Origin of the sequence: Crocosphaera watsonii WH 8501, from assembly GCF_000167195.1 — a bacterium.
GTDB lineage: Bacteria > Cyanobacteriota > Cyanobacteriia > Cyanobacteriales > Microcystaceae > Crocosphaera > Crocosphaera watsonii.
On sequence record NZ_AADV02000074.1, the window covers coordinates 1 to 17,640 of the forward strand.

Sequence of the window (17,640 nt, forward strand, 5' to 3'; positions counted from 1 at the left end):
TAGAATAAACAATGGAGACTAAATAATAGCTTTTGAATGAACCCTGACGCGCTGCAAGAACTCCTCAAAGCCATTTCCAGAGGAGAAATAAACCCAGAAACTGCTCTCGAACAACTGAAAAACCTTAATTTTGAACCTGTGGCCGATTTTGCTAAAATTGACCATCATCGTCACTTAAGAACCGGGTTTCCTGAAGTCATTTGGGGGCCAGGAAAAACCCCAGAACAAATTATACAAATTATGAACACCATGGCCCGCCATTCTCCTGTGGTGATGGCTACTCGCATCGAAGCAGCGATCGCAGAACAACTGGAAGCGGAGATACCCTCTCTCATTTATTATCCCACTGCCCGTATTTGCGCTCTACAAAGCGGACAAACCTCATTTCAGGCTTCGGGAGTCATTTCTATTCTAACGGCTGGTACGGCTGATTTACCTGTGGCTGAGGAAGCAGCTATTACAGCGCAGTTGTGTGGCTTTCAAACCCAAAAACTTTGGGATGTGGGGGTTGCCGGCATTCACCGCTTATTGAGTCACCGAGACTTATTAGCTCAAGCCGATGTGATTATTGTAGTAGCAGGGATGGAAGGGGCCTTACCTAGTGTAGTGGCTGGTATGGTAGATTGTCCTGTGATTGGAGTACCTACCAGTGTGGGTTATGGCACCAGTTTCGGGGGAGTTGCTCCTTTATTAACTATGTTAAATTCCTGTGCAACCGGTATCGGTGTGGTCAATATTGATAATGGTTTTGGGGCAGCTATTCTGGCCGGGCAAATCTTACGCACGGCTCAACGAATCAGTTCCCGAAACAATAAAAGAAACAACTTCTGACTTCTGACTTCCTACTTCGAGCAAAGCGATAACCTACCCCGGACGAATTATCTAAAGTAGGTTATCCTGTAATGACTAATAAAATTAATGTAACTGTTGTCGATTATCCTTCGACGGGATAACCGGCGGCTTTCCAAGCTTTCAAACCACCTACTAACTGGGCTACGTTCTCGTAACCAGCACCACGTAGTCTATTTACAGCTAAACCAGTTTCTTTTTCTGTTGCGCCATAGACATAGATATCGCGCTCGAGTTCAAAGTTATTTAAAGCTCTATTAACTAGCTCATCCATAGGAAAAGAAGTAGCTCCAGTAATATGACTGTTGTTGAAAGCTGCTCTATCTCTGATATCAATGATGGTTAGGGCAGGCTCACCCCAGTCAAGGCGTTGCTTAAGATCGGAAACTTCTGACTTGCTTTTAAGAGGCTGTGGGATGGGAATCATAAAAGTCCATGTAATAAGTTGCTACACCTACAATGTAACAAAATATTACGAAACTGTAAAGTTTTGTTTTAAAGGATTGACAAAAAATTTTTATTATTAAAAAGATTTCTCCCATCTGGGAAGGGCTGTTTACCAGCCTAAGTCACTGTATAAACTAATGGTTACAGAGTCGCTGCCTCGGGGAATGGCACTAATACAAGCACAAAGAGGAGTTCCATCTTCTAACTCTACCTCGCAAGCATGACAAGAACCCATTAAACAACCAGTAGGAATGGTTATACCCGCTCGTTTTGCCACTTCTAACATGGGTTCTCCTGCTTCAGCGTTTATGGTAACGTCGTCGGGTAAAAATCGTACTGTAACTTTCATAAAATATTCCTCAAAGATAATTATTTATTTAACAAAGGGCTTAAATCAACAAATTCATCGACAATATCGGCCAATTTATCTAAAATGACCTCTCGTTGTTCTCTGTAATTAGTAATTCCTGTGGGTAAGGAAGATAAACCTCGACGATTTCTCAGATAATTCAACCAAGTTCTTCGCCAAGCTCCATTATCAAAAATACCATGTAAATAACACCCCCAAACAGACTGATTATCGTTGACAATTCCCAAACTGCTATCTTCAAATAGACCATGAATATTTGTTCTATTCGGTTGAGTTGTATTTTCAACTATATGAGTGATACCTTGGTGAATTTCGTATCCAGTAATTAGAAATCCAGCATGGGGATAAACAGAACAAGTTTGACGTTGACGAATAATTTTCTCCGCACTTATAACTGTTTCAACGGGTAATAAATTGAGTCCTGGATAAGAAATATTATTACCTTCTAATTGCTCGGGATCAAGCACCATTTTTCCTAACATTTGAAAGCCACCACAAATGCCTAAAATAACCCCCCCTGCTGCTACATAGTCTTGTAATTTTTTGGACATAGAAGTTCCATGTAGAGCAATTAAATCACTGATGGTAGTTTTCGACCCTGGGATAATAACTGCATCGGGATAACCTAAATTATCCTTTAAATCTAAATAAGTTAATGAGACAGTCTTTTCAGCATCCAAAGGTTCAAAATCGGTAAAATTAGCAATATGAGGTAATCGTAAAACCGTTATATTAATTTCGTTTTCTCCTCTCCTGGGTCGTTCTAATAAATCTAAAGAATCCTCCGCAGAAAAAGAAATATCTCGCCAGGGAATCACCCCCAAAACAGGAATTCCTGTATAATTTTCCAACCATTCAACCCCCGAATCCAAAAGCGATCGCTGTCCTCGAAACTTATTAATAATAATTCCCTTAATTAAAGCCCGTTCCGATTCCTCTAATAATTGTAAGGTTCCCACCACATGAGCGAAAGCCCCACCGCGATCAATATCGACAACCAATATGGTAGGTGCATTAAGATACTTAGCCACTCTCATATTAGTTAAGTCTCGATGTTTAAGGTTAATTTCTGCCGGACTTCCGGCACCTTCACAAACCACAAAATCATATTCTGTTGCCAAACTTTTTAGGGATTGAGTGATGACATTCCAACCCTTTTCAAAATACTTTTCGTAATAGTCAACTGCTGTGGTAACTCCTACTGCTTTTCCCCCTAAAATAACTTGTGAGGTCATATTTCCTTGGGGTTTTAGCAGAATAGGATTCATTTCTAATCTAGGATTGATTCCTGCCGCCCAAGCTTGTACCGCTTGAGCATGACCAATTTCTCCCCCACTGGTGGTAACATAGGCATTCAATGCCATATTTTGCCCTTTGAAGGGGGTAACGTGCCAACCCTGACGGGCTAAAATACGACAGATTGCCGTGGTAATAAAGGATTTTCCTGCGTGGGAGGTTGTTCCCACTACCATCATGGCTTTCATTTAATCTTGAAACCTACAGTTAGTGAACAGTGAACGGTTATCAGTTATCAGTGACCGATAATGGTTAAAAAGGCAAGCTAAACCAACAAATTAAACGGTTTAATTGACAATCCCACCTAAATTTTACCTTAATTTTGTCTCATAAGATAATCAATGATTTTCTCTGGTTATCAGTTGTGTTATGTTATTTGACTCATGAGTGAGAAGTCCTCACTTAAATCATGTTTGAGAGTTGCTATAATTATGACTAACTTTATTGTAATCGTTCTGAGGAGTCTTAGTTAGATGAAAAAACTAATCTTTGCTTTACCACTCTTATTCGGTGTCCTGGGAATCCCCTCCCAAACTTTAGCTCATACTATGTTAACTAACTATTTATTGAATGATAAATTAGAATTTCAAACTACTTATAGCACCGATGAAGTGGCTGAAAAGGCCGAAGTTTATGTTTATGCACCGAATAATTTTGATGAACCTTGGTTAGAGTCTAGAACCGATGAAGAGGGGCGTTTTTCTTTTCTTCCTGATAGTTCTATTCCTGGAGATTGGGAAGTACAAATTATAGATGAAGGTCACGGGGAAAAGTTATTAATTGTTCCTGTGACAGAAGATGGTGTAGATTATGAAAATATTAGTTACGAATTAAGACAGGATTTACACTATAGCTCTACCCCGATCTCTCCTATCCACAGTTTACTAATTACTGCTGGTGTTGGAGGTTTATGGTTCGCTGTGTTGCGTAAAAATTAGCCATATTTTTGACTATAACGCAGATTTAAGTCGTTATAGTCCCTTTTGTATCTTAGTTTGCTATCCTAATTAAAATATGGGATAATGGCTGTTTGTGTGTAAATCTAAATTAATCGAGTAAATTGCTAAATTAAATTATGGCTAGTAAAAAAGGGGTTCGACTGATTATCACCCTAGAATGCACAGAATGTCGGACAAATATCGCAAAGAGATCACCCGGGGTTAGTCGCTATACCACCACCAAAAACCGTCGTAACACCACAGGAAGAATAGAACTGAAAAAGTTCTGTACCCACTGTAATGCCCACACCGTCCACAAAGAAATTAAATAATTGCTTAGCACAAAATCAGGAAAAAGTCAAGTATGAGTTACTATCGTAAACGTTTATCCCCCATTCCTCCTAAACAACCCATCAATTATAAAGATACTGAACTGCTGAGAAAATTTATCACCGAACGGGGTAAAATTTTGCCAAGACGTATTACAGGGTTAACAGCCAAACAACAACGGGCTTTGACTACTGCGGTCAAGCGGGCTAGGTTCTTAGCTTTACTGCCCTTTGTCAACAAAGAAGCTTAACCATGACTCTAATGTTGGGTATTTGGGGTAAGCATCCTATAAAAAACTTAACCCCCAAAGCCCCAATATACACCCCGATACCTAATGTAAAAAAGGTTACTATAACAATAGTGAGAGAAAATGTTAGCAAGTAAGGCACAAAACGGGTGGAAAAAGGTAAATTAATTGAATTTAGACTCAATGGAGAATATCGTCTGGCAGTAGTTGATCGTCCAGAGGGAAAAAAAGATTGGATGGTTATTGACGGCCAAGGTAATTCCCACAAACTACGACCCCAACGAGTGGATTATGAAGTGCCAGGGGGCCCATACAATAGCGATGAGATTTCTCAATTTCTCCAAGAAATTCAACCTTACCTTGATCCATCTAATTTAGAAATAGCCTGGGAATTATTAGTAGAAGATGGTGAGGGGGTAACAGCAGCAGACTTAGCCAGCTTTATCTATTCCGAACAAACGCCACAATTCTGTTATGCGGCACATCGCTTACTATCTGAGGATAAAATATATTTTAAGAAAAAAGGAGATAATTATGAACCCCGTTCCCCCAGTCAAGTAGAGGAAATTAAACATCAACTAGAAGTTCAACAACAACGGCAACAAGAAAAAGAAATCTTTTTTGAGCATATTCAACAAGCAATGGCCGGGGAAGGGGTAGAATGGACTCAGAGCGATCGCAGTCGGTTAGAATCATTAGAAAAATTTGTCTTACAACCAGAGCAAAGTCATCGTAATGCTCAAGACTTACTCAAGGAACTAGGACACAAAACAATCCCTGATTCAGCTTTTGAATTACTCGTGGCTTTGAAATGGTGGAGTCCCAACGAAAACCTCTTTTTAAAGCGAAGCTCTTATCCTGTCAATTTTCCTCAAAAGGTGTTAGATGTGGCTTCTTCTTCTGTACAAACCTTACCCCCAGATGCTGATGGCGATCGCTTAGACTTGACCCGTCTAAAAGTCTATACTATTGACGATGAAAGTACAGAAGAAATTGACGACGGTTTGAGTGTTGAGTATCTAGAAAACGATCAAGTCAAGTTATGGATACACATCGCCGATCCCACCCGTTTAGTGACTCCAGGGGATGAGTTAGACTTAGAAGCGAGGAAGCGCAGTACAACCCTTTATCTACCCACAGGGATGATCTCCATGTTTCCTCTGGAGTTGGCCGCAGGACCCATGAGCTTATGTCAAGGTCAACTCTGTGCGGCTTTAAGCTTTGGGGTTATTTTAGATAGTGAGGGTGCTGTTGTGGATTATTCTATCCATGCCAGTCTCATTAAACCAACCTATCGCCTCACCTACCATGATGTGGATGAAATGCTACAGTTGGGCATTACCGCCGAGGCAGAGTTAGCAGTATTGGCAGAAGCAGCTAAAAAACGACACCAGTGGCGACAGTCTCAGGGTTCTATCACCATCAAAATGCCAGAAGCTATTATTAAGGTGAAGTCTGATGAAGAAATTAGTATTGAATTATTAGAAACATCTATTTCTCGTCAATTAGTGGCGGAAATGATGATTTTAGCCGGAGAAGTTGCAGGAACTTATTGTGGTGAACATGGTATACCTGTTCCCTTTAGAGGACAACCTCAACCAGAGTTACCTCCAGAAGAAGAGTTATTATTATTGCCTCCTGGCCCTGTGAGGGCTTGTGCTTTGCGCCGTTGTATGCCTCGTAGCGAAATGGGAACCCTGCCCAGTCGTCATGCTAGTTTAGGCTTAGATAGTTATACTCAAGTAACTTCTCCTATTCGTCGTTATACAGATTTATTGACCCATTTTCAAATTAAAGCCCATCTGAGGGGGGATGAGTTACCTTTTGCTTTGGATGTTATGCAGCAAATTTTATATAGTGTTACTCTTTCTGCTCAAGAAGCGTCTTTCCTTGAACGACAAACAAACCGTTATTGGGGTTTAGAATTTTTACGCCGTAACGCTGATGAAGTTTGGCAAGGGTTAGTTTTACGCTGGTTACGGGAAGACGAAGGGTTAGGGGTGATCCTCTTGGAAGAATTAGGGTTAGAATTACCTCATCGTTTTGAGCGATCGGTATCTTTGGGCGATCGCCTTAATGTACAAGTCAGTCGTTCCGATCCTCACCGTGATGAAATTCGCTTCCGTGAGATGCTTGAATCTGAGAGCGTAATCAATCAATAAAAGTAATTTATTCAAGAATGATAATGGGTGAAAATTGCCTTTTTACTCCTCAACAAATTGTTTATTTAACTGATCACTGCCATCGTCTTTATTGCGAGGTTATTCAGGTTGTTGAATCTCGTCAGTTGTGTTGGGTGCGCCCATTATGTTTAGTGGATATGACTGAAGAAAAGGAGATTTATTCACACTTATTCGCACCTAAACTGTTGATAGATGTCCGTTCAACCTCAGATTTGTTGTATCCTATTAACCTATTTAAACCGGCCTTAGATACAGAAGTGCTTCCTTTATTAAGTCACCTAAGTAGTCCAGATTATCCCGTTAATAATAATCCCCTTGCTAGAGAAAAGTTACATAAATTTGTAACTAAAGTTTTGCAAGAATATTCTGAGCTATTTTAGTTGATATTAGGCAGGAACTTCCACTGTTTCGACACCGGCCAACTCAAAAGCATCATGAACATATTTTAAAGCCTTTACCCCTTCTTCTTTGGGGACTACGCAACTAATTTTTATCTCAGAAGTAGCAATCATTTTGATGTTTATCTTTTCCTGAGCCAAAGCCCCAAAAAACTTAGCAGCAACCCCAGGTTGTCCGATCATACCAGCACCCACAATACTCACTTTAGCAATATCTTCATCAATTACCACCTGATCAAAGCCATCAGAAAGGTTATTTAAAGCTCTACAAGCCGCTTCAACGTCGACTTGAGCTACAGTAAAGGCAATGTCACGGGTGGGCTTTCCTGCTAAAATACGACAACGCTGAGATTGAATAATGGTATCCACACTAATATTATTTTCAGCCAATACCCCAAAAATGCTGGCCGCCATACCTGGTTTATCCTGAACATGACGAATAGCAATTTGTGCCTGTTTCATATCTAGGGCCACACCACGCACCGGAGGAGCTAAGGCCACGGTTTGGGAAGCGACGGGGTTAGGGGATAATTGCACATCAAACGCTTCACATAAGACTTTTATGCCTCGATCGCCGTCTTCTTTGGCTACCACACAACTAACCTTCACTTCTGAGGTAGAGATCATCTCAATGTTAATATTGGCCTCAGCTAAGGTTTTAAACATTTTTGCTGCGATCCCTGGCCTGCCAATCATTCCAGCACCTGCAATAGAAATTTTTGCCACCCCTGTTTCTATCATTACCTCTGCTTCGGTGGGGTTAGAAGGGGTACTCCGCAGAGCAGGGGCGATCGCTTCTGTTACTGCCTCGGCTTTGCTTAAGATATTTTTGACCACAGTAAAGGCAATATCATTACTATTGCCTTCGTGGATAGATTGAATAATTAAGTCTACATCTACCTGTTGATGGGCTATTTCTCCAAATAAACGGGCCGCAATACCTGGGCGATCGGGAACCCGTAACAAGGAAATTTTACCCTGATCTCCGTCATACTCTACCCCATCCACTGCTTTAGTAATTTCTAAACCTTCTAAGGATCTGGGTTTGGGGATGGGGGAAACTACACGAGTACCCGGCGCATCACTCCAACTGGAACGTACCACCAAACTAACCCCATAATTACGAGCAATTTCTACGGCTCTGGGGTGCAGAACTTTTGCTCCTAAACTAGCTAATTCTAACATTTCATCGCAGGTAATTTCTTCCATTAATCTCGCTGAGGGGACGAGACGGGGATCTGTGGTCAAAATTCCAGGAACATCGGTGTATATCTCACAAAAATTCGCTTTCAGGGCAGCAGCGAGAGCTACTGCGGAGGTATCAGATCCCCCACGGCCGAGGGTTGTGATTTCTAAATTTTCTCGGGAACTAACCCCTTGAAACCCTGCTACAACTACTACTTGAGCTTGATCAAGATGACGTTTGATGCGATCGGGTTTAATGGAAAGAATACGGGCCCGACTATATTCGGCTTCGGTGACAATACCTACCTGGGCGCCAGTTAGAGAGATAGCTGGTTGTCCTATTTCTTGTAGGGCCATAGTCATCAAGGCAATGGTTACCTGTTCCCCCGTGGACAGTAACATATCCATCTCTCGTCGGGAAGGGTTGGCGGTAATTTCCTGTGCTAAATTAACCAAAGTATCTGTGGTTTTGCCCATAGCAGAGACAACCACAACCACTGTATTCCCTTGTTGAACGGTTCTATGGATGCGTTGGGCAACGCTTTGAACCCGTTCCACCGACCCGACGGAGGTTCCTCCGTATTTTTGGACAATTAGAGCCATAGTTGAAATAGATGCAGATATATCCAATGTCCAATTTAGCAAAATTACTTAGGGGTTGTGGGGAATTTGTAACATTTTCTTATACTAATGTTGTAGTCAGTCCTTTAGGACGATAAAGATAGTCATAATCAAAGCCAAACCCAATACTTACAAACCTTTCTATTTTATATCTAATTACGCCTACCTACTCATGAGGTTATTTCTAACAACTTGAGCAATATTTTTATCAGTCATGATTATCAGTCATGTTTCTGACTTTCTCAATTCCTAAATTTAAAACTTGAGAAATTTGCTCCACACTTAAACTATAATGCTAATAATTATCTAATTATTAGCATTATAGTTTAATAATTTTGAATTAAGTATAATCCTATTATCAAGAACCATTAATTAATTAGTTGTCATTTTACCAGGGTTCATTAAACCGTAGGGATCAACTTCTTTTTTAAAGTTTAACTGGGGAGAATTAATTGTTTTTCGTCCTCCTCCCTCTAATAAATAGGTATGGGGGTTGGCGATACCGGCCCCATTTTCTTCGTGATAACGGATAATTTCATTGACCCTTTCTTCTGTTGTAAAATGAAACAACTGTAAACCGCCAGGAATAACTTTACCCTGAAATTTCAAAAATTCTAAATGAATCATCACTTCATCCCCAAAATGATTATAAAAGTGTTCAACATTATCCAAAGTAAAATAAAAGGTTTGTAAATAAGTAATACTGGGATCAATGGCACGGGCATGAAGGGTGGTATGATTCCAAGTAAACTCTAATAAACTAGCCCCTTTACTCGCTTCTTCGGCAGTTTTTAGATAAGTTATTTCTCCCTTATATTCATAGACTAAATCCTTAAACGCCTCTAAATCATATTCAGAAATCATCAATAATGCAGCGTGTTTATTCTCGGGTAAATAGTCTTTTAAATGATGTAAATAACCACAAATAGGGGCAGCGTGAACCGTGATTAATTTTTTAATAATACCATCACTATCTCCTAACCCTTGACCAAACCTCGCAGCTTGCATAAAATCATCAAAAGTAACGATAATTTCCGCCCAAGGATAAGTAGGAGCTAAAGGAATTTCTAATTGTGTAATAATACCATTGGTACCATAGGCATGATTAACGTTTTGCACTTCATCCCCTCGTAACTCCATTAAACAGGGTTCATCTTCTAGGGTGACAATGCGTAAAGCGCGAACATTACCGCGATCGCGTAACTGTCCATAGTTCACAGATCCCATCCCCACACTACCCCCACCAATAAACCCCCCAATGGTGGCAGTACGGTAGGTAGAAGGGGCCATACGCAACTCCCAACCGGTTTGTCTGGCCAGTTTATCAAAGGCGGCCATTTTCACCCCAGGCTCCACACAAGCAACCCCTTGTTCTAACCAAAGAATTTGTTGCATTTTTGTAGTATCTAGGATTACACCCCCTTCTAAGGGAATACATTGACCATAATTACCTGTTCCGGCACCTCTAACGGTTAAGGGAACTTTATAGTTAACACAGCTTTGGGCAACTTCTATGACTTCTGCTTCTGTGGTGGGACGAATAACTATGTCTCCTCGTTTGTCTTGCAGTTGTTCCTTTAAAATTGGACTAAAATGATAATAATCAAGAGATAATTTAGTTACTTGATGGGTATCGGTAATAATATCTAAATGGGATAAGGCTTCTTTGACTTTATTGATAGTTGGATTCATAATTTTTGTTGGATGTAGTAGTAAAATACCTTTCTAGGTTGTTAATAAGAGTCATAGACAGTCGCCAGCAGGATGATTATGCTAGGCTGTTCCTGACTTCAATGTAAATATCCTATAGCACTACGCATTATGGTGTTTGACTTTGACACAATTGCACAACCCCGTAGGCCGATGCACTGGCCACCTTACATTAATGTCCTAACTAATTTTTGTAGTGCTATACATATAATGTATCAAAAATGTGACCACTATCAAACCATAATTATTCACTATTAACTATTAATTATTAATTATTTTACCGTTGTAATAAAAATAACTGAGTAAAATAATATTCTCCATCAGAATTTTTAGCAATACCGACCCCAGTTAAATTAAAATTACCTTCCATATTTTTACGATGGACGGGACTATTTATCCACCCTTTAACAGCGACTTCAGCTAAGTCAGGATACCCTTTTATGTAAGCTAAATTTTCTGCAAAAGAGCGATAAGGGATAGTTTTTCCCACGGCTTTAGCCCTATTATCAAAACCATCATGACTGAAGGTTGCGTTTTTAGTAGCCATATCTCGGCTATGTTGTCTAGCAACATAACTAATTTCTGCATTCATTGTTAATGGCGGTAAATTTTTTGAGAGACGATATTGATTAACACGCCTATTTATTTCTTGTTCTAGAGAAATTAAAAATTGACCATCTTGACCAGATTTGCTGAGTAAGGGGTCGGGATTGTCCCAGGGTTCGAGACTATTACCGATTTCAGGAGAACGGGTAATAATAGAAGGTTTTTCTTTGATAAAAATTTGTGTTAAATAATATTCTCCTTTGCTATTTTGTGCTACACCTATTCCGGTTTCATCATATTTACCTTCAATATTTTTTCTGTTTTCAGGGTCATCTGTCCACTGTTTAATAGTTGCTTTTACAGGGCTATAATTATTATTATGTGTGGCTAAATTTTCTGAGCCTTTTTGATGAGGTGTACTAAGACTAATAATTTTTAATCTTTGTTCTAAATCTTCATTGCTAATAGGAATAATACCAGCCGCCATTCTTTCACTATGAATTCTAGCTTGTTGGCTAATTTGAGGATTAAGTTTTAAGGGAGGTAAATTTTTAGATAAACGATATTGATTAATTTCTCTATAAGTGGCTTCTTCGAGAGCTTGCAGAAAGGCAGGATCGGTTAAACTAAGAGGGGGGTTAGCAGGTTCGGTTTCAGTGATAGGAATCTTTTGAATAGCTATGGGTTCAATAGACTCACAGGCCATTAAACCGAGTGTCAGCAAAGAAAAGGTAAATAAGCGTTGATAACAATGATCTTTCATAGCAAAACAGAAAAAGCCGTTAAAATTGTCAGGAGTGTTAGGAATAGTGTATGAATAGTTTAGCGTCAGTGAGCCAAAAAGAGATCGCCTCCCAATTAATCACTTATCCTATTGTAGAAACCTTTCACTCGTTACAGGGGGAAGGCACTTGGACTGGGGTAAATGCTTTTTTCATTCGTTTAGCCGGGTGCGATGTTCATTGTCCTTGGTGTGATCAAAAAGAGTCCTGGACGAGCAAAAAATATCCCCAACAGTCTATTAAAATCTTAGCAGAAGTATCTAAGATGGCTAACCCTTTTATGGTAGTCATTACAGGAGGAGAACCCCTAATGTATGACTTATTCCCCTTAACCAAGGCGTTAAAAAAGTTAGGGTTACGGGTTCATTTAGAAACATCAGGATCTCATAGTTTTACTGGCCAGTTTGACTGGGTAACTTTTTCCCCCAAACCTTTTAAGCTTCCCCATGAAAGCATCTATTCTCAGGTTAACGAATTAAAAATTGTTATTGCTAACCAAGAGGACTTACATTGGGCCGAAGAAGAAGCAAAAAAGGTTCCTCGTGAAGCCATTAAATACTTACAACCCGAATGGAATACCCCCGAAAGTCAATCCTTAATTTTTGATTACATTCTCAAGCATCCTCAATGGCGTATGAGTCTCCAAACTCATAAATTTTTGGGAGTGAGATAATATATGTGTCTTATCTTAAAGTGTGGGATTGAAGACCCTCGGTTTTACCGATGGGATGAAAATCCCACCAACAAACATATGCTTGGTGCGCGTGCTGGTTCGGAGGGAACCTCCGAACAGTTCGCTCCGCTTTTAGCTTCTTTAAACAAACTTTACAAACTAAGTTAACTTGTGTAAGCTAAAATAGAACCATGCTAACCATGACCTACGAGTATAAACTGCAACCGACTCCTGAACAGATTGCTATCATCGAGCAAACTCTTGATGTCTGTCTTTCTGTCTGGAATTTTGCCCTAAGGCAGCGCAAAGATTGGTGAGCCTCTATTGACACTCTCCTGATTCCGCTACGCTAAAATCAGGAGATTCTTCTCTCAAAGGCTCGAATCAGCGCCAATCAAAGATTGACTCCGACAGAACGCCTCCAGAAGCTATTTCATTCACGCGCTGCACCGCTACTAGACCTCGATTTCTTATTACTTGACTAGCAGCTACATCACGATTTGTTTGATATCCACAATTAGGACAATTATGAATCCTATTCTTAAGATTCTTTTTGCCTGTTTGGGTATTACAATTAGGACAAATTTGACTGGTATAATCTTTATCTACCTTAAGAAAATAGACATCTCTTTTCCAACAAATATACGACAAGATGTTGAAAAATTGACCAAAACCAGCATCTAATGTATGCTTACCAAACAAGCCTTTAGCCCAAGCTTTGAAGTTAATATCCTCAACAAACATCATGCCAGCTTGGTCACATAAATGATGGGCTAATTTAAAGTGCCAGTCTTTTCTAGTATCGTGGATTTTTTGATAAACTCTAGCTATTTGAGTTTGCAGTTTTTGCCAATTATTAGACCCCTTTTTCTTGTTCTTTAACCTTCTTTGCAGTGATTTCAACTTGCCATGAAGTTGATTAAAAAACCGAGGCCTTTTGACTAATTCCCCTTCGCTAGTGGCTAAATAAGAATCAAGTCCAATATCTACCCCTAACGGATATCCCTGTATGGGTGTTTCGGGAATATTGACAGATAACTGATAAATTAACTGTACAAAATATCCTGATGCTCGTTTAACTACCCTGATTTGTTTCAACACAAACCCATTACTGATAGGTCGAGACATCCTCATTTTTACTTTCCCAATTTTGGGAAGTTTTACCCATCCATCACCCACCCATTCTTGCTTAACTGATGGGTAGAGAAAACTTCTCATTTTTTTCTTAAAACGTGGAAAACCAAAACCTCTTTCCCACATATTTACAAACGCAGCTTCTAAAGTTCTTAGGGTTTGCTGCAAAACTTGTGAATGGTTTTTTTTTAATTGAGGATAGATTTTCTTGGCATCAGTTAAAGATTTACACTGAGAATTATAGGTAGGTCGTTGTTTATTCGGACTGATTATATATTCTGAGTGAATGGAACAAAAATTGATAGGAGACTTACGACTATTTACCCAATTTTTTCTTTCTCGAAGTGCATAGTTATAGACTTTTTTGCATGTTTCAAGATACATCTCAATCATCTGGACTTGAGACTTTTTAGGTTTGAGCTTGAAATCGTAGGTCATCGTTATCATGCCCTCATTATAGCATACTTAATAAATGTTGCTACATTTGTTAAGTAATATTCACGGGCAATAAATTACCCGTGTTGCGCTACATCTCCCACTTAAAAGATGGGAGCTTTGCGCTGCCCGTCTTTTTCTGTAAGTCCCCTATCAATGCTTGCTCCCTCAATTGTGAATATATCATATCTCCTGATGCCCCTTTCCCAAATTACCATAGGCAAGCCAAGCAACTAACCGATGCTAAAAAGCAATATCCTCAGTTAAAGACCGTTCATTCTCAAGTTCTTCAGCAAACTTTAAGAACTTTGGACAGAGCTTGGGATGACATGAGAGCCAGGGGCTTTGGTTTCCCTCGCTTTAAGAACAAGTATCGTCTGCGTTCTTTTGTCTTTCCACAATTAGGGAAAGACCCCATAAGAAATGATGCTCTTAAGCTTCCCAAACTAGGATGGGTTAAGTGGAGACTATCTCGACCGATACCAGAAGGCTTTGAAGTTAAGCAAGCTAGGGTGGTTAGAAAAGCATCTGGTTATTTTGTAGGTGTGTGATTCGTTGAGCTAGAAAGCCTGTACTAAGTACAAGCGTGTAGCTCGTTCTGTACCTGTATAACAGAATAACTGTTGGTTTGTTGGCTAAAGGAGCCACACTCGGAATCAAGGGAGCAATCCTGAGAGGAACGACATAACCCTCCGTTTTGGACTTAGTAAATTCAGGATGGAAGCAGGGTTAAAAGGGAAGCCCGTCATGAAACAGCATGATAAGCCGTTTCCCGAGTCAATCGATTATGGTTAAACATTACGTTGAATCATCGACTTGAACCCTCAAAAAATAAGCAAGTAGCCAAATCTGTTTGACAGGCTGCGTTCAAAAGAACAAAGTGAAAAGTGGAAGTCTGCCTATGCTATCCACACAGATTCCTAAAAGTAACTTGGGGGAAAGATGAAACCTAAAATCGATATACCCAAACCAACGGAACGAATTAAGTCCATGACTGCTCTTACCATCAGGTCGATGATGTAAGTAGTGACAAACTTAAGCGCAAGGGTCATGGATGTGAGAAGCAATAAGAAGCAAATGCCTACTTGTAATGAGTATGGATAAGCTGACGTATTGCTGGTTAATTAGAAGAAATAGTCTCTACTAGAGGTAAATATGTCGAATGCGAGTATAAACAAGACTACGCCAGAATGGAACACAATCAACTGGGCAAAAGTTCAGAGAAAAGTGTTCAAGCTTCAAACCAGAATATTTCAAGCTGTTAAATCAGGTAATAAAGTCAAAGCTAAACAGCTTCAGAAGTTACTGTTAAAGTCACATTACGCAAAGCTCTTAGCCATCCGCAAAGTGACCCAAGACAACCAAGGTAAGAAAACTGCTGGAGTTGATGGGAAAAAGTCATTACGACCTAACCAAAGACTAAAGCTAGTTAACGAACTAAGGTTAAAAGGTTACAAAGCCAAGGCACTCAGACGGGTTTGGATTCCTAAACCTGGAAGAGAGGAAAAACGTGGATTGGGAATACCAACCATGAAAGATAGAGTAATGCAAGCCTTGGTTAAATCAGCCCTAGAGCCATACTGGGAAGCCCAATTCGAGGGAACATCTTATGGTTTTCGCCCAGGCAGAAGCGCACATGACGCAATAGAGAGAATATATACAGTCATAAACTCTAAGGCAAAATATGTCCTAGATGCCGACATTGCAAAATGCTTCGACAAGATTAACCATGACCACCTACTGTCCAAAGTAGATTGCTCATACAACATCAAAAGAATCATCAAACAATGGTTGAAATGTGGTGTATTAGACAAAGGCGTATTTGAGGAAACCGAATCAGGAACACCTCAAGGGGGTGTAATAAGTCCGTTATTGGCTAATATTGCACTACACGGTATGATAGATGATATAGTAAACCACTTTCCCCGTACAAAACGTAGGAAAGATGGAAGTACAAACTGGGATTATAAACCCAGAATCATCCGATACGCTGATGATTTCGTAGTTCTCCATGAGGACTACGACGTTATTCTACAATGTAAAGAACTGATTGCACAGTGGTTAGAACAAGTCGGACTTGAAATCAAGCCATCTAAAACCAGAATTTGCCACACCTTAAAGGATGTAAAAGTTAATGGAAAGATGGAAGAAGCAGGATTCGACTTCCTTGGATTCAACATCAGGTCATACCCTACTGGGAAACACCACTCTGCCAAAACAGGATGGAAGAAAAACCTTGGATTCAAAACTCTAATCAAACCCAGCAAGAAGAAAATACTAGTGCAGCTTAGCAAAAATAATCCACCAGTCACTTATGATCTTTAAAGCCCTTAAATTTCCAAACGAACGGCTTAGCAAAATGTTGATTAAAGTAATCAATAAAATTGAGAATTTTTTGGGATAGTTCTTCAGTTGAACGGACAGTAATTCTTTTGAGTAAACGCCGGACTAAGATCGAAAACCAACACTCAATTTGATTAAGCCACGATGTATGTTTGGGAATATAAACAAAGCGAATTCGATGAGATTCATCTGATAAAAAATCTGCTCTGCTGTCCATAGATTGCAAAATCCCCTCCTTTCCTTTTCTCCCCAAATCAATAGTAATTCCACAGCTTTCTGCTACTAATTTGACTAAGCTTTCCGATTTATGAGTGTTGAGTTTATCTACAATAGGGTTTGCTGAATAAAAGCAAAACCCTATTCTTTAAAAGGTTACACCCATATTCGCGATCGCAAAAAAGATCAGCTTTGTCGGCTACAAACCGCTATAATTGGTAGAAACACCTCCCAGTTGTTGGTCAAGAACAAATGTATCGAAAAGAGGAGCAACCTTTACCGCCCCCAGAAAAATTTGAATTACCTTTCGAGGGCAAATTGTCCCCCAATAATCGTTGGGTAATCATGGCAGAGTTGATACCTTGGGATGATTTTGAGGAAGAATATGCTAAACTTTTTTCAGCAGAAAAAGGTGCGCCAGCCAAACTATTTAGAATGGCATTAGGGACATTAATTATTAAGGAAAAATTAGGAACAAGTGATAGAGAAACTATAGAACAGATTAGAGAAAATCCCTATCTACAATACTTTATAGGTTTAAATTGTTATCAACAAGAGCCACCACTGGAATCTTCAATGCTAGTTCATTTTAGGAAAAGAATTGATGGAGAATTGATAAACAAAATCAATAAAAAAATAGTAAAAAGAGAAATAGACAAGAGTGATAAAGAAGTAAAAAAAAAGGATTGTCTCCAATAAAAAGGAGAAAAAATAAAAAATAAAGGTAAACTAATTTTAGATGCGACTTGTGCGCCAGCAGACATCAAATACCCAACGGATTTAGGCATATTAAATCAAGCCAGAATTGAGACAGAAAGAATAATAGATAATCTTTATAAACCATTAAGAGTAAAATTGAGAAAAAAGCCGAGAACTTCTAGAAAAATTGCTAGAAAGGAATACTTAAAAGAGTAAAAACGAAAAGATGGCGACCATC

14 protein-coding genes and 5 pseudogenes are annotated in these 17,640 nt (G+C 39.5%); 11 read left to right on the forward strand and 8 right to left on the reverse strand.

All coding sequences use genetic code 11. The annotated features are described in order from the left end of the window. Window positions 1-36: 36 nt before the first annotated feature. On the forward strand, window positions 37-831 hold the full coding sequence (gene larB, locus CWATDRAFT_RS20870; protein WP_007306897.1) for a nickel pincer cofactor biosynthesis protein LarB: 795 nt from the start codon (window positions 37-39) through the stop codon (window positions 829-831). Between the two features lie 103 nt (window positions 832-934). Here larB and CWATDRAFT_RS20875 read toward each other — a convergent pair whose 3' ends face one another. From CWATDRAFT_RS20875 to cobQ, 3 genes are all read right to left on the reverse strand, one after another. Then, the gene (locus CWATDRAFT_RS20875) at window positions 935-1,276 is read right to left on the reverse strand and encodes a rhodanese-like domain-containing protein (protein WP_007306912.1); all 342 of its coding nucleotides are present in this window, start codon (window positions 1,274-1,276) and stop codon (window positions 935-937) included. 129 nt (window positions 1,277-1,405) lie between these two features. Beyond that, a complete protein-coding gene (locus CWATDRAFT_RS20880) occupies window positions 1,406-1,645 on the reverse strand; it encodes a 2Fe-2S iron-sulfur cluster-binding protein (protein ID WP_007306911.1) in 240 nt (79 codons plus the stop codon). Window positions 1,646-1,665: 20 nt separating this feature from the next. After that, on the reverse strand, window positions 1,666-3,150 hold the full coding sequence (cobQ, locus tag CWATDRAFT_RS20885; RefSeq protein WP_007306910.1) for a cobyric acid synthase CobQ: 1,485 nt from the start codon (window positions 3,148-3,150) through the stop codon (window positions 1,666-1,668). A 285-nt stretch (window positions 3,151-3,435) separates the two neighbouring features. Here cobQ and CWATDRAFT_RS20890 point away from each other — a divergent pair, with 285 nt between their 5' ends. The 5 genes from CWATDRAFT_RS20890 (at window position 3,436) to CWATDRAFT_RS20910 (ending at window position 7,040) form a co-directional block, all read left to right on the forward strand. Next, window positions 3,436-3,900 (forward strand): hypothetical protein, encoded by a 465-nt coding sequence (locus CWATDRAFT_RS20890; protein ID WP_007306898.1) that lies wholly within the window; start codon window positions 3,436-3,438, stop codon window positions 3,898-3,900. A gap of 137 nt (window positions 3,901-4,037) precedes the next feature. Beyond that, window positions 4,038-4,232 (forward strand): 50S ribosomal protein L33, encoded by a 195-nt coding sequence (rpmG, locus tag CWATDRAFT_RS20895; RefSeq protein ID WP_007306899.1) that lies wholly within the window; start codon window positions 4,038-4,040, stop codon window positions 4,230-4,232. Window positions 4,233-4,264: 32 nt separating this feature from the next. Then, window positions 4,265-4,480, forward strand: coding sequence for a 30S ribosomal protein S18 (gene rpsR, locus CWATDRAFT_RS20900; RefSeq protein WP_007306900.1), 216 nt, complete (start codon window positions 4,265-4,267; stop codon window positions 4,478-4,480). 146 nt (window positions 4,481-4,626) lie between these two features. Continuing rightward, the gene (locus CWATDRAFT_RS20905; RefSeq protein WP_007306901.1) at window positions 4,627-6,639 is read left to right on the forward strand and encodes a ribonuclease catalytic domain-containing protein; all 2,013 of its coding nucleotides are present in this window, start codon (window positions 4,627-4,629) and stop codon (window positions 6,637-6,639) included. Between the two features lie 17 nt (window positions 6,640-6,656). Further along, complete coding sequence (locus CWATDRAFT_RS20910; RefSeq protein ID WP_007306902.1) at window positions 6,657-7,040, forward strand: hypothetical protein; 384 nt, start codon at window positions 6,657-6,659, stop codon at window positions 7,038-7,040. Window positions 7,041-7,046: 6 nt separating this feature from the next. Here CWATDRAFT_RS20910 and CWATDRAFT_RS20915 read toward each other — a convergent pair whose 3' ends face one another. The 3 genes from CWATDRAFT_RS20915 to CWATDRAFT_RS20925 all read right to left on the reverse strand — a co-directional run bounded on the left by CWATDRAFT_RS20915 (window position 7,047) and on the right by CWATDRAFT_RS20925 (window position 11,883). Beyond that, entirely contained in the window at window positions 7,047-8,846 is a 1,800-nt protein-coding gene (locus tag CWATDRAFT_RS20915) for an aspartate kinase (protein ID WP_007306909.1), read from the reverse strand. A gap of 390 nt (window positions 8,847-9,236) precedes the next feature. Then, complete coding sequence (locus tag CWATDRAFT_RS20920; RefSeq protein WP_007306908.1) at window positions 9,237-10,556, reverse strand: FAD-binding oxidoreductase; 1,320 nt, start codon at window positions 10,554-10,556, stop codon at window positions 9,237-9,239. Between the two features lie 295 nt (window positions 10,557-10,851). After that, a complete protein-coding gene (locus CWATDRAFT_RS20925) occupies window positions 10,852-11,883 on the reverse strand; it encodes a CAP domain-containing protein (protein ID WP_007306907.1) in 1,032 nt (343 codons plus the stop codon). Window positions 11,884-11,933: 50 nt separating this feature from the next. Between CWATDRAFT_RS20925 and CWATDRAFT_RS20930 the strand changes: the two genes are divergently transcribed. Further along, the gene (locus CWATDRAFT_RS20930; RefSeq protein WP_007306903.1) at window positions 11,934-12,575 is read left to right on the forward strand and encodes a 7-carboxy-7-deazaguanine synthase QueE; all 642 of its coding nucleotides are present in this window, start codon (window positions 11,934-11,936) and stop codon (window positions 12,573-12,575) included. A 191-nt stretch (window positions 12,576-12,766) separates the two neighbouring features. Beyond that, window positions 12,767-12,889: pseudogene (locus CWATDRAFT_RS34285) on the forward strand (helix-turn-helix domain-containing protein); the annotation flags it as partial. 70 nt (window positions 12,890-12,959) lie between these two features. Here CWATDRAFT_RS34285 and CWATDRAFT_RS20935 read toward each other — a convergent pair. After that, complete coding sequence (locus CWATDRAFT_RS20935; protein WP_007306906.1) at window positions 12,960-14,147, reverse strand: RNA-guided endonuclease InsQ/TnpB family protein; 1,188 nt, start codon at window positions 14,145-14,147, stop codon at window positions 12,960-12,962. A 140-nt stretch (window positions 14,148-14,287) separates the two neighbouring features. Between CWATDRAFT_RS20935 and CWATDRAFT_RS41920 the strand changes: the two are divergent. After that, window positions 14,288-14,686, forward strand: a pseudogene (locus CWATDRAFT_RS41920) (RNA-guided endonuclease InsQ/TnpB family protein); the annotation flags it as partial. 613 nt (window positions 14,687-15,299) lie between these two features. Beyond that, a pseudogene (ltrA, locus tag CWATDRAFT_RS20945) lies at window positions 15,300-16,424 on the forward strand (group II intron reverse transcriptase/maturase); the annotation flags it as partial. Window positions 16,425-16,452: 28 nt separating this feature from the next. On the opposite strand, the pseudogene CWATDRAFT_RS20950 reads toward ltrA, so the two are convergent. Then, a pseudogene (locus CWATDRAFT_RS20950) lies at window positions 16,453-16,818 on the reverse strand (transposase); the annotation flags it as partial. Between the two features lie 137 nt (window positions 16,819-16,955). Between CWATDRAFT_RS20950 and CWATDRAFT_RS20955 the strand changes: the two are divergent. Beyond that, window positions 16,956-17,612 (forward strand): annotated as a pseudogene (locus tag CWATDRAFT_RS20955) (IS5-like element ISCwa2 family transposase); the annotation flags it as partial. Between the last annotated feature and the right edge of the window lie 28 nt (window positions 17,613-17,640).